Annotated in this window: 12 protein-coding genes; 7 read left to right on the plus strand and 5 right to left on the minus strand. The window is 67.1% G+C overall.

Annotated features, from left to right (window positions below):
- Positions 1 to 2 precede the first annotated feature (2 nt).
- Genes ACOI2T_RS03895 through ACOI2T_RS03915 form a run of 5 tightly spaced genes read left to right on the plus strand, consistent with a single transcriptional unit; the run spans position 3 to position 5,380 of the window.
- Positions 3 to 1,013, plus strand: coding sequence for a HAMP domain-containing sensor histidine kinase (locus tag ACOI2T_RS03895; RefSeq protein WP_409502764.1), 1,011 nt, complete (start codon positions 3 to 5; stop codon positions 1,011 to 1,013).
- Positions 1,010 to 2,566, plus strand: a complete 1,557-nt coding sequence (locus tag ACOI2T_RS03900) for a DUF4153 domain-containing protein (protein ID WP_409502713.1) — start codon at positions 1,010 to 1,012, stop codon at positions 2,564 to 2,566. The genes ACOI2T_RS03895 and ACOI2T_RS03900 overlap by 4 nt, the downstream gene beginning before the upstream one ends.
- 46 nt (positions 2,567 to 2,612) lie before the next feature.
- Positions 2,613 to 3,227: a TetR family transcriptional regulator KstR2 gene (gene kstR2 / locus ACOI2T_RS03905; protein WP_067858555.1), complete on the plus strand. Its 615-nt coding sequence runs from the start codon at positions 2,613 to 2,615 to the stop codon at positions 3,225 to 3,227.
- 2 nt (positions 3,228 to 3,229) lie between these two features.
- Complete coding sequence (fadA6, locus tag ACOI2T_RS03910; protein ID WP_409502714.1) at positions 3,230 to 4,378, plus strand: steroid 3-ketoacyl-CoA thiolase FadA6; 1,149 nt, start codon at positions 3,230 to 3,232, stop codon at positions 4,376 to 4,378.
- A 36-nt stretch (positions 4,379 to 4,414) separates the two neighbouring features.
- On the plus strand, positions 4,415 to 5,380 hold the full coding sequence (locus ACOI2T_RS03915; protein ID WP_085143453.1) for a cation diffusion facilitator family transporter: 966 nt from the start codon (positions 4,415 to 4,417) through the stop codon (positions 5,378 to 5,380).
- On the opposite strand, the gene ACOI2T_RS03920 is transcribed toward ACOI2T_RS03915, so the two are convergent.
- The 5 genes from ACOI2T_RS03920 to echA20 are packed head-to-tail and all read right to left on the minus strand — an operon-like array spanning position 5,364 to position 9,979.
- Entirely contained in the window at positions 5,364 to 6,476 is a 1,113-nt protein-coding gene (locus ACOI2T_RS03920; protein ID WP_409502715.1) for an NDMA-dependent alcohol dehydrogenase, read from the minus strand. The genes ACOI2T_RS03915 and ACOI2T_RS03920 overlap by 17 nt on opposite strands.
- Positions 6,477 to 6,522: 46 nt before the next feature.
- Positions 6,523 to 7,593: a (3aS,4S,5R,7aS)-5-hydroxy-7a-methyl-1-oxo-octahydro-1H-indene-4-carboxyl-CoA dehydrogenase gene (gene ipdC / locus ACOI2T_RS03925; RefSeq protein WP_409502716.1), complete on the minus strand. Its 1,071-nt coding sequence runs from the start codon at positions 7,591 to 7,593 to the stop codon at positions 6,523 to 6,525.
- 3 nt (positions 7,594 to 7,596) lie between these two features.
- Positions 7,597 to 8,346, minus strand: coding sequence for a cholesterol ring-cleaving hydrolase subunit IpdB (gene ipdB, locus ACOI2T_RS03930; RefSeq protein WP_409502717.1), 750 nt, complete (start codon positions 8,344 to 8,346; stop codon positions 7,597 to 7,599).
- Positions 8,343 to 9,227 carry a cholesterol ring-cleaving hydrolase subunit IpdA gene (ipdA, locus tag ACOI2T_RS03935; protein ID WP_067858539.1) on the minus strand — a complete coding sequence of 295 codons (885 nt, stop codon included), beginning with the start codon at positions 9,225 to 9,227 and terminating at the stop codon, positions 8,343 to 8,345. The genes ipdB and ipdA overlap by 4 nt, the downstream gene beginning before the upstream one ends.
- Positions 9,224 to 9,979, minus strand: coding sequence for a (7aS)-7a-methyl-1,5-dioxo-2,3,5,6,7,7a-hexahydro-1H-indene-carboxyl-CoA hydrolase (gene echA20 / locus ACOI2T_RS03940; protein ID WP_409502718.1), 756 nt, complete (start codon positions 9,977 to 9,979; stop codon positions 9,224 to 9,226). The genes ipdA and echA20 overlap by 4 nt, the downstream gene beginning before the upstream one ends.
- A 58-nt stretch (positions 9,980 to 10,037) precedes the next feature.
- Here echA20 and ACOI2T_RS03945 point away from each other — a divergent pair, with 58 nt between their 5' ends.
- Both ACOI2T_RS03945 and ACOI2T_RS03950 read left to right on the plus strand, forming a co-directional pair.
- Entirely contained in the window at positions 10,038 to 10,817 is a 780-nt protein-coding gene (locus tag ACOI2T_RS03945) for an SDR family oxidoreductase (protein ID WP_067858533.1), read from the plus strand.
- Positions 10,818 to 10,831: 14 nt separating this feature from the next.
- Positions 10,832 to 11,749, plus strand: coding sequence for an SDR family oxidoreductase (locus ACOI2T_RS03950; protein WP_067858530.1), 918 nt, complete (start codon positions 10,832 to 10,834; stop codon positions 11,747 to 11,749).
- Positions 11,750 to 11,752: the final 3 nt, after the last annotated feature.

An 11,752-nucleotide genomic window follows, 5' to 3' on the forward strand; every position in this document is an offset into this window, starting at 1 on the left:
ACGTGGCTGCACTGTGGGACCGGCTGCCGCGGCCGCTGGATCCGTTCGCGTCGTTCAAGGTCAAGACCGGACTTCTCGTGGGCGGTGCGATTCTGCTGGCGTCGTTCACGTTCTGGATCGGCGCGAGCTGGCAGTTCCGGTATGCACTTTTGGCGGCGCTTGCGACCTCGCTGGCTTTGACGCAGTTCCTCGCGCACGGCATGACTTCACCGCTGCGTGAGATGACGGCTGCCGCGCGCGCCATGGCCCGCGGGGACTACAGCATCCGCGTGCGTGCCACGTCGCGTGACGAAATCGGCCAACTGGCGACCGCGTTCAATCAGATGGCGGCGGATCTCGGTGCCGCTGACGAATACCGGCGCGGGCTCATCGGCAACGTGTCACATGAACTGCGCACTCCGATCGCGGCGTTACAGGCGGTGCTGGAGAACGTCGCCGACGGCGTGGCCGAGCCCGATGACGAAACCATGCGGATGGCGCTCGCGCAGACCGAGCGCCTGGGTGAGTTGGTGACGAATCTGCTCGATCTTTCGCGCGTCGAGGGCGGCGTGATTCCGCTGCAGTTCAGGCGTTTCGCAGTCGAGGATTTTCTGCGCGACGCCGTCGAGCACGCGTCGCTGTCGGCCGGTGAGGTCAAGGTGTCGGTTCGGGTTTCACCGCCGAGCCTGAAGGCCGTCGCCGATCCGGCGCGACTACGCCAGGTGGTTGTCAACTTGGTGGACAACGCGATTCGGCACAGCCCGCCCGGTGGTGAAGTGTCGGTGCTGGCATCGCGCGCCGGTGGGTTACGGCTTGAGGTCAGCGACGACGGGCCCGGTATCCCACCGGCGGAGCGAGAGCGTGTTTTCGAGCGGTTCACCCGCGGTGCCACATCCGACGGCGGGACCGGGCTCGGTCTGGCGATCGCTCGCTGGGCCGTCGAATTACACGGCGGCACAATCGAAGTGATGGATTCCGGAGTGGGCTGCCGCATCCGGGTGACCATTCCCGCAACGACGGAGGAGCTGGCATGACGACGATGGTTCCAGGGGTTCCCGGCCCGCATGTGCTCATGCCGCCGCCCCCGCCACTGGTCGGCCCGGCACTTCCGCGCTACGGCGAGCCAGGTTGGACGGTGTGGTCGCGCCGGGTCTGGCCGCTTGATCCGCTTGCCGCGGCTCCTCGTTCGGTGATGTTGCTCGCGGTGGTCGCGGGTCTCGTCGGGACCGCGCTGTGGCGCCCCTCGGTGCTGAGCGTCGGCTATTACGTCGTGGGCGCTCTGGTCTTCGGTGTCGTCTACGGGACCGCCGAACGTCGCCCCACGCGTGGGGAGTGGCTCGGGATCACGTTGACTCTGGCGCTGCTCGCGGTGCCGGGCGTGCTGGCGGCCGAGTGGGTCGGCGTGCTGTGCCTGATGGCGGCGTGGGTGATCGGCTGGTGCACGTTGGTCGGTGGCCGCACGTGGACCGCGGTGTTCGCCGGACCGTTTGTGCCGTGGGTGCTGGCAGGCCGGGTCCGCGGGTGGGCGGGCAGATCGGTGAGAGGGGTGCTGCCGAGCCGGTCGGGTATGCCGAGCGTGGCACGGGTCGCGATCGTCGGTGGGGTCACGGTGGCGTTGGTGTTCGTGTTCGGCGCACTGTTCGCGGCGGCCGACCCCGCGTTCGCGCACCTGACCGAGAACCTGGTGCCGTCCCTGGCCGGCGACGAGTTCATCGCACGAGTGGTGGTGTTCGGAATCGTCGTGGCCTTCGTCCTGGGCGGTGCCTACCTCGTGCGGTTCGCGCCGCGGCTCGACGCGTTGGCCCCGGCGCCCATGAAACCGGTGCCGCGGTGGGAGTGGGCCGTGCCGCTCGGGGTTCTCGACGCGTTGTTCATCGCGTTCGTCGCGGTGCAGGCGACCGTGCTGTTCGGCGGCCACACCCATGTGCTCGAGACCGAGGGCTTGACCTACGCCGAGTATGCGCGGCAGGGCTTCTGGCAGTTGTTGTGGGTTTCGGCCTTGACGTTGCTCGTGCTCAGCGGCGTGATCCGCGTGGCCGCACGCGTCACCGCCTCGGATCGGCGGCTGCTGCGCATCCTCGTCGGAACCCTCTGTGCGACTTCGGTTGTCGTGGTGATTTCGGCGATCCACCGGATGTGGCTCTACCAGCAGGCCTACGGCTTCAGCACCGAGCGGCTGATGGTCATCACCACCGAGGTGTGGCTGGGCGCGGTGTTCGTGCTCGTCGCCGTGGCGGGAATCCGGATGTCGGGACGCTGGCTTCCGCGTGCGGTGCTCGTCGCCGGTGTGCTGGCATTGCTCGGGTTGGCTGCCCTCAACCCGGAGCGGTTGATCGCCGACCGCAACATCGATCGCTTCGAGCAGACCGGGCACCTCGACGCCGAGTACCTGTCCGGGCTGTCCTCGGACATCGATCCGGCGCTGCACCGGCTGCCGGCGTCGGTCCGGGCGTGCGTGAAGTCCGACGGCGCCGGCCACGACGCGTGGTACCTGTTCAACCTGTCGCGCGTCCGAGCCGATCGGCCGGTGGTCCGGGATCTGCCGGAGCACTGCTCGGCGTACTGGTCGTATCCGCAGTACCGGTGACGAGCCGTGCGTGACCTAGCAAGCGCTTGGTTGCTATGCTGTGTCAATGGCGCCGGATACGCCCAGCCAACCGGCTAGCAGACGCGACGAACTTCTCGACCTTGCCGCGACGATGTTCGCCGAGCGCGGCCTGAAGGCGACGACAGTCCGTGATATCGCCGACTCCGCAGGCATCCTCTCCGGCAGTCTCTATCACCACTTCAAGTCCAAAGAGCAGATGGTCGAGGAAGTGCTGAAAGACTTCCTGGACTGGCTCTTCGCCCGCTACCAGCAGATCGTCGACACCGAACCGACGCCGCTCGGCAAGCTCAAGGGCCTGTTCATGGCGTCGTTCGAGGCCATCGAGCACCGGCACGCGCAGGTCGTGATCTACCAGGACGAGGCCAAGCGGCTGTCGTCACAGCCGCAGTTCGGCTTCGTCGAGGCGCGCAACAAAGAGCAGCGCAAGATGTGGATCGACATCCTGCAGGAAGGTATGGCCGACGGCTCGTTCCGGCCGGACATCGACGTCGACCTCGTGTACCGCTTCATCCGCGACACCACCTGGGTCTCGGTCCGCTGGTACCAACCGGGCGGACCGCTGACGGCCGAGCAGGTCGGCCAGCAATACCTCGCCATCGTTCTCGGCGGCATAACCGCTCACAAGGTCAAAGGAGACTGAACATGCCTGAGGCATACATCATCGATGCCGTACGCAGCCCCGTCGGCAAGAAGAACGGGTCGCTGGCGCAGGTACACCCGATCGACCTCGGTGTGCATGTGTTCCGCAGCATCTTCGACCGCAACGACGTCGACCCGGGCGCGGTCGACGACGTCATCGTCGGATGCGTCGACGCCATCGGTGGGCAGGCCGGCAACATCGGCCGCAACGCCTGGCTGGCCGCGGGTTACCCCGAAGAGGTGCCCGGCGTCACCGTCGACCGGCAGTGCGGCTCCAGCCAGCAGGCCATATCCTTTGGCGCTCAGGCGATCCTGTCCGGTACCGCCGACATCATCCTGGCCGGCGGCATGCAGAACATGAGCTGGGTGCCGATCTCGTCGGCCATGATCGTCGGCAAGGAGCTCGGATTCAGCACGCCCACAGCGGAATCGGAGAACTGGCGACACCGCTACGGCGACCAGGAGATCTCGCAGTTCCGCGGCTCCGAGCTGATCGCCGAGCGCTGGGACATCTCGCGCGAGGAGATGGAGCAGTTCGCGTTGGCAAGCCATCAGCGGGCGTTCGCCGCGATCCGCGCCGGCCACTTCGACAACGAGATCGTCCCGGTCGGCGACTTCGGCGTGGACGAGGGCCCGCGCGAGACCACGCTGGAGAAGATGGCCTCGCTGCAGCCGCTCGTGGAGGGTGGCCGGCTGACCGCCGCGCTGGCGTCGCAGATCTCGGACGGTTCGAGCGCCGTACTGCTGGCCTCCGAGCAGGCCGTCAAGGAGCACAACCTCACACCGCGCGCCCGCATTCACCACATCAGCGCCCGCGGCGCCGATCCGGTCATGATGCTCACCGGCCCGATCCCGGCCACGCAGTATGCGTTGCAGAAGACCGGCCTGACGATCGAGGACATCGACACCGTCGAGATCAACGAGGCGTTCGCGCCGGTGGTGCTGGCCTGGATGAAGGACCTCAAGGCCGACCCGGAGAAGGTCAACCCCAGCGGCGGGGCGATCGCACTCGGCCACCCGCTCGGTGCGACGGGTGCCAAGCTGTTCGCGACCATGCTCAACACACTTGAGCGCACGGGCGGTCGTTACGGTCTGCAGACCATGTGCGAAGGCGGCGGCACCGCCAACGTGACGATCATCGAGCGCCTCTAGTTCGCAACTGCGCGCGCGATGCGCGAGGGTGGTGACATGAGCTCGGCCGAGAACACCACCAAGGACGAGAGCTTCCTCACCGTCGCCATCGCGCTCGGCGCCAACGCGCTCATCGCGATTGCCAAGACCGTGGTCGCGGGGATCACGGGTTCGGCGTCCATGCTGGCCGAGGCCGCGCACTCGTGGGCCGACACCGGCAATGAGGTGTTCCTGCTGATCGGCACCCGTAAGTCGATGAAGCCCGCAGACGCCGAGCACCGGTTGGGCTATGGCCGCGCCGGTTACATCTGGTCGATGTTCGCCGCGTTCGGGTTGTTCACGGTCGGCGCGGTGGTGTCGATCTGGCATGGGATCTCGTCGCTGGGCGGCGAGGCGGAGACGACGTCGTACGGCTGGGCTTACGCGGTGCTCGCGGTGTCCTTCGTGCTCGAAGGCACGTCGTTCGCGCAGGCGTTGCAGCAGACCCGCTCGGGTGCGGTGCGACGGCGCATCCATCCGTTGCGCTACATCCGGGTCACGTCGAACCCGATGCTGCGCGCGGTGTTCGCCGAAGATCTGTCGGCACTCATCGGCATCGTGATCGCCGCGGCGGGCATTCTGTTGCACGAGCTGACCGGAAACGCGATCTGGGACGCGATCGGCTCGATCCTCGTCGGACTGCTGCTCGGTGGCGTCGCGCTGTTCCTGATCGGGCGCAACATGGACTTCCTCACCGGCGAGGCGGTCACGCCTCGCGGACGCGACAACGTGCTGCGGCAACTGCTCGACCACCACGACATCGAACGGGTCAGCTACCTGCACATGGAGTGGGTCGGCGCGGACCGCATCTACCTCGTCGCGGCCGTCGACCTGACCGGCGACGCAGCCGAATCCGACGTCGCCACCCGGCTCAACGCGATCGCCGACGCCCTGCAGTCACGCCCCGAGATCGTGCGGGCGGTCCTGACCCTCACCCGGCCGGGCGACACGACCGACCTGCGTCCGATCAGTGCTCGTGAATGACCACGCCCCGGATGATGCGGCCCGCGAGCATGTCGTCGTAGGCGGCATTGATGTCGCCTATCTGGTACTCGGTGGAGACGGCCTCGTCGAGCAACAGCTTGCCCGCACGGTAGAGGCTCAGTAGCCGCGGGATGTCGTTGCGCGGATTGGCCTCTCCGTACCGGGTGCCCAGCAGGCGCTTCTGGTAGAGGGTCAGCGCCGCCATCGACATCGTCGGCGTCACATCGGTTTCCGGCGCGAGCGCGGTCAGCACCACGGCCCCGCCCTTGCTGACGATGTCGAGCGCCTCGCCGACCATGTGGCTCTCGACAAGTCCGACGGCCAGGATCGCCGAATCGGCCATACTGCCTTTGGTCATGTCGCCGACGAGCGACGCGGCCTCGGCCATCGATGTCGCGAAATGTGTGGCGCCGAACTCAAAAGCCTTGTACCGCTTGCCCGCAGCGATGTCCACCGCGACGATCTTCTCCGCGCCGGCCAGGCGTGCACCTTGGATGGCGCCGCTGCCCACGCCGCCGCAGCCGATCACCACGACGGTGTCACCGGGTTGCACGTTCGCGGTGTTGACCGCCGAACCCCAGCCAGTGGTCATGCCGCAGCCGATCAGGCACGCTCGCGACAACGGCAGGTCATCGTCGATCTTGACCAGGGACGCCTCGGATACCACGCCGTACGGCGCGAACGTGCCCAACAGCAGCATGACGTTGATGTCCTGGTCGCCGATGTGACGGCGGTACGTGCCGTCGAGCTGCGTCCCGGTGTTGATGAATGCGCCCAGATCGCACAGGTTCTGGCGTCCGCGTGCACACCACCGGCAGCGGCCGCACGCCGGCAGGAACGACGCCACCACGTGGTCGCCGGGCCGTAGATCGCGGACTCCGGGGCCGACCTCTTCGACGACGCCGGCACCTTCATGGCCGCCGATGAGCGGCAGCGGGCCGGCGAGGTCGCCGGTGCGTGCGTGATGATCCGAATGGCACAGGCCGGTGGCGTGGAAGGACACCAGGACCTCACCGTCCCGCGGCGGGTCCAGCTCGACTTCTTCGATGCTCCAGTCGCCGTTGACGTCCCACAGCACGGGCGCGTTCATCTTCACCAGGCGAGTCTAGGAATGCCGGGGCGACGACGCCCGGATTTCGCTGTTACTGCACGAGCGCGGCGGCCGCATGAAGATGCCCGACGGCGTCGGCGACGATGTTCTCGATCAGCTCGGCGCATGAGGGCAGGTCGTCGATGATGCCCGCCACCTGGCCCGATGCGAGCACACCCGCATCGGTGTTGCCTTCCACCAGACCGGCTTTCAGCAGCATCGGGGTGTTGGCCGCCATGACCACCTGCGACCAGGTGAGTTCTTTGCCGTGCCGCATGGCCATGCCGTCTTTGATCATCGACCGCCAGGTCATGCCCGACATTTTCTTGAACTTCTGCGCGTTGAGCACCGCCGCGGTGAACCCGCGGGCCCGCGAGCCGCTTTCCAGCTTCTCGACCAGGCCCGTGCGCAGCACGCGATGCGGCATCCCGTCCACACGGGTCGACACCACGGTGCCGTCCAGGGCGGCCTGCAGATAGCGCTGTTTGACGGCGTCAGGCACGGTGGAATCCGAGGTCAGCAGGAACCGGGTGCCCATCGCGACCCCTGCGGCACCGTAGGACAGTGCTGCGGCCAGCCCGCGACCGTCGAAGAAGCCGCCTGCCGCCACCACCGGCATACCGGTGTCGGCGACCGCGTCGAGCACCGACGGCAGCAGCAGGGTGGTGGCGACCGGGCCGGTGTGGCCACCGCCTTCGCCGCCTTGCACGATCACCGCATCGGCGCCCCAGCCCGCGACCTTCTTGGCGTGCTTGGCCGCGCCCACCGACGGGATCACCACCACGCCCGCGTCTTTGAGCTTGGCGATCAGCTCGGGCTTGGGAGCTAGAGCGAAGGAGGCGACTTTGACTCCTTCGCGGATCAGGAGGTCGACGCGCTCGTAGGCGTCGCCGGCGTCGGCACGGATGTTGATGCCGAAAGGTTTGTCGGTGGCTGCCTTGACCTTGGACACCGCGGTTTGCAGTTCCTCCAGCGTCATGGTCGCCGACGCCAGGATGCCGAGCCCGCCCGCGTTGGACGTGGCGGCAACCAGGCGGGCACCGGCCACCCAGCCCATCCCGGTCTGGACGACGGGATGCTCGATGCCGACCAATTCGGTCAGCGGGGTCTTGAGCTTGCCCATCGGCTAAACCTTGACTTCCTTGTCGCGCAACGACTTCGGATCGATCACCTCGCGCAGCAGCTTGAGCTCCTCTTCGGTGGCCAGGCGCGTGGTCTCGGCGTCGGCGAGGCCGTGGACCTCGAACGACGTGTTCTCGGCGACCTGGTCGGCTTCGACACCGGGATGCAGCGACACCGCACGCATCTGGTGGTCGGGACCGTTGAAGTCGAACACGCCGAGGTTGGTCACCACGCGGTACACGTTGACGAAGCGGTACGCCGGATTGTCGGGATCGACCTTGTCCCAACCGATTCCCGAGACGACGTCGACCGAATCGCAGAACACGCGCTTGGAGTGATTGCCCACCCAGTAGCTCGTCGCGTGGTTGATCGTGTTGCCCGGCGCGCCGCGCACCCCGAACATCTGGCGCGTCGGGTGCTGCAGCGGCCCGAACGCCGAGAGGTTCTGGTTGCCGTACCGGTCGATTTGGTTGGCGCCCATGACCACATGGCGGCGGCCCCACGCCAGGGTCTCGAACACCCTGCCGAACGGCATCCAGCCCTCGATCGCGGCGGCAGCCCCGATCGCCGGGGTGTCGGCGATGAGTCGTGCCTCGCCGTCGGTGAGCAGGATGTCGGGGGAGAACGTCAGCCGAGCCAGCCGGGCACCGACCGACACGATCGTCGTCATCGGGCTGACCATGATCTCACCGGCGTCGCGGAACAATTCGGCGCACGCGACGGCGCACACCTCAGCGCGGGACACAGACATCATTTCGCCTCCTGGGCCGACTTGAATTCCCGTACCGCGGCCTGATAGTCGGCCTCACTGCCCGACAGATATGTCTTGACGAACTCGGCCCAGCTCTCGTCGGAGCCGGCGGCCTCGGCGTAGTGCCGCTGGAACTTCTCGTCACGTTTGTAGTCGGGTTCGGCCGTGGTGAAGTGCGCCCCGTTCGGGGCTTCGACCACGGTGTCGACCATCATCCGGTTGATCAACAGAGCCTGCGGCGGAACGGCTTTGACCAGTTCATCAGTTGCAACGACACGTTCCACGGACAGGAAACGCTTCTCGGCGGCCATCAGGAACAGGTCGTCGAAGTAGGGGTCGATGCCGGTGTAGGCGGCGTTGCCCTGTGCGTCACCGAGATTCATGTGCACGAACGCGGCGTCGAGCGTCAGGGCCGGCATGGCGACCAGTTCCTCGTAGCCGTCGCCGGTGGGGTAGGGCGACTTCACGGTCTTGAGCTCGTCGCCCCAGAAGGCCCGTACGTCGCTGCCGAGGCCGGCGCGAATCGGCAGGAACGGCAACCGCTGTGCGGCGGCTTGCAGGCCGCAACGCAGCATGCCCTCGTCCATCTCACGGGCCTCGATCGAACCGCTCGTGCGGGCCTTGGCGAACCACGGGTCATAGAAAGGCGGCGAATCGAGTGAGACGAAGCCGTAGTAGACGCGCTTGACCTTGCCTGCCGAACACAGCAGGCCCAGATCGGGACCGCCGTAGGTGACGACGGTCAGATCGGTGACGTCGGTGCGCAGCAGCGCCCGCACGAAGGCCATCGGCTTGCGCCGCGAGCCCCAGCCGCCGATACCGATCGTCATACCGCTTCGGATCGACGAGACGGCCTCGTCGAGAGTCGTTCTCTTGTCGCTCATTTGGTCCCCTTGTCGGTTCCGGCAAAAGCGTCACGGTGTTCGTCGGAGACGCCGGAGAGATTCAGCTCGAACGTGAAGCCTTGCTCCATGCGGTAGCTGGAGTTCACCTTCTGCACGTCGATGAGGTTCAGCGCCTCCTTGGCGGCGCGGATCACCCGCGTGTCCTTGGCGGCGATGTCGCGCGCGACCCGCAGGGCGGCCTCGTCGAGCTCGGCCCGCGGAACCACCTCGTGCACGGAACCGAAGTGGTGCAGGGTTTCGGCGTCGACCGTGGCGGCCGTGAAGAACAACCTGCGCATCATGTGCTGGGGCACGAGCCGTGACAGGTGGGTCGCCGCGCCGAGCGCGCCGCGTTCCACCTCGGGTAGGCCGAACTTGGCGTCGTCGGACGCGACGATGACATCGGCGTTGCCGACCAGACCGATGCCGCCGCCGACGCAGAACCCGTTGACGGCCGCGACGACCGGGACCTCGCACTCGTAGACGGCTTTGAACGCCGCGAAGCAGCCGCGGTTGGCGTCGATGAGCGCGGTGAATCCTTCGGTGGCCTGCATCTCCTTGATGTCCACACCCGCATTGAACCCGCGACCTTCGGCCCGCAGGATCACCACGTGGGTCCGCGGGTCGCGGCCCGCTGCGGTGATCGCGTCGGCGAGCTCGAACCAGCCGCGTGACGGAATGGCGTTGACGGGCGGGTAGTTCACGGTGACCGAGACGATGCCCGGTTCGACTGTGGTGGATGTGATCGTCATCGAGGTCCCTTGATCGCGGTCGCTACCTAAGCAAGCACTTGCTTGGTACGCTAGCACAGTGACCGATACGCCAGAACCCGGTGCGATCAATTTGGGATTGACCGGCAAGGTGGTCCTGGTGACCGGCGGAGTGCGCGGGGTCGGTGCCGGCATCAGCGCCGTTTTCGCCGGTCAGGGCGCCACCGTGGTGACCTGCGCCCGCCGTCCCGTCGAAGGGCTGCCCTACGAGTTCCACAGCTGCGACGTGCGCGACGACTTCGCGGTCGCGGCGCTCATCGAGTCCGTCGTCGACAAGCACGGCCGCCTCGATGTAGTGGTCAACAACGCGGGCGGCTCGCCCTATGTGCCCGCGGCCGAAGCGTCGGCGAAATTCAGCACCAAGATCATCGAACTCAACCTGCTTGGCCCGCTGTCGGTCTCGCATCACGCCAACGCAGTGATGCAGAACCAGGACGGCGGCGGAACGATCGTCAACATCTCGAGTGTCAGCGGGCACCGGCCCACGCCCGGCACCGCGGCATACGGCGCCGCGAAAGCCGGCGTCGACAACCTCACCAGCACGCTTGCCGTCGAATGGGCGCCCAAGGTGCGGGTGAACTCGGTGGTCGTCGGCATGGTCGAGACCGAACAGTCCGAACTGTTCTACGGCGACGCCGAGTCGATCGCGGCCATCTCGAAGAACGTTCCGCTCGGGCGCCTTGCGAAGCCGGCCGACATCGGTTGGGCCGCAGCCTTTCTGGCCTCGGATGCGGCGTCATACATCAGCGGGGCATCACTTGAGGTGCATGGCGGCGGCGAGCCACCGCATTACCTCGCGACCACAACTGCGATCAAATAGAGGAGATACACAGCATGGGATTGCTCGACGGCCGCGTGGTCATCGTGACGGGCGCCGGTGGCGGGATCGGGCGCGCGCATGCGCTCGCGTTCGCCGCTGAGGGTGCCCGCGTCGTGGTCAACGACATCGGGGTCGGCCTGGACGGCTCGCCGGCAGGCGGCGGCAGCGCCGCGCAGGGCGTCGTCGACGAAATCGTCGCTGCCGGCGGCGAAGCCGTCACGAGCGGCGCCAACGTCGCCGACTGGGCTCAGGCCGAGGGCCTGATCCAGACCGCGGTCGACGCGTTCGGCGGGCTCGACGTACTCGTCAACAACGCGGGCATCGTGCGCGACCGGATGTTCGCCAACACCTCGGAAGAGGAGTTTGACGCCGTCACCGCGGTGCACCTCAAGGGACACTTCGCCACGATGAAGCACGCGGCGGCCTATTGGCGCGCGCAGGTGAAGAGCGGAAGCACCGGCCCCGACGAACTTCAAGCGCGCATCATCAACACGAGCTCGGGGGCAGGCCTGCAGGGCAGTGTCGGGCAGGCCAATTACAGTGCCGCCAAGGCGGGTATCGCCGCCCTGACTCTCGTCGCCGCCGCCGAGATGGGTCGCTACGGCGTGACCGTCAACGCCATCGCACCGTCGGCCCGCACACGGATGACCGAGACCGTGTTCGCCGACATGATGGCAACGCAGGATCAGGACTTCGACGCCATGGCGCCCGAGAACGTGTCGCCGCTCGTGGTGTGGCTCGGCAGTGTGGAGTCGAAAGACGTCACCGGCAAGGTGTTCGAGGTAGAGGGCGGCAAGATCCGGGTGGCCGAAGGCTGGGCGCACGGACCCGAAATCGACAAGGGCGCGCGTTGGGATCCGGCCGAGCTGGGCCCTGTTGTGTCCGATCTCCTCGGCAAGGCCCGCCCGGCCGTTCCGGTCTACGGCGCGTAGCTT

This window comes from Mycolicibacterium wolinskyi str. Jessa 2025 (assembly GCF_049241375.1).
Classification (GTDB): Bacteria; Actinomycetota; Actinomycetes; order Mycobacteriales; family Mycobacteriaceae; genus Mycobacterium; species Mycobacterium wolinskyi.